Origin of the sequence: Microbacterium sp. GbtcB4 (genome assembly GCF_019091465.1) — a bacterium.
Taxonomy (GTDB): domain Bacteria; phylum Actinomycetota; class Actinomycetes; order Actinomycetales; family Microbacteriaceae; genus Microbacterium; species Microbacterium paraoxydans.
On sequence record NZ_JAGXJJ010000216.1, the window covers coordinates 1 to 261 of the forward strand.

The window sequence follows — 261 nt, forward strand, 5'->3', positions numbered from 1 at the left end:
GACCCCGGCGGGCGTGATCGTGGCGACCGCGTAGAGAAGGGACTGCGTCGGGTACCCGTGCGGGCGGGTGTCCCGGATGATGGCGCGGTCGTCTTCCGGGGGCAGGGTCGCCGAGGATCCGAGGGGCGCGGTCCACTCGGTCGCCCAGTCGGCGCTCGCCGCGGCGGGCCCGGGCGCCCGGAACCCCGGGGGCCACGCGGCGGTGCGCGGGGGCCCCCCGTCGGCGAGGGCGCCGTGGGGGGTCATGTGGGGCCCGGGCCC

1 pseudogene is annotated in these 261 nt (G+C 80.5%); it reads right to left on the reverse strand.

Annotated features, from left to right (window positions below):
* Positions 1 to 246 (reverse strand): annotated as a pseudogene (locus KVS71_RS17735) (hypothetical protein); the annotation flags it as partial.
* Between the last annotated feature and the right edge of the window lie 15 nt (positions 247 to 261).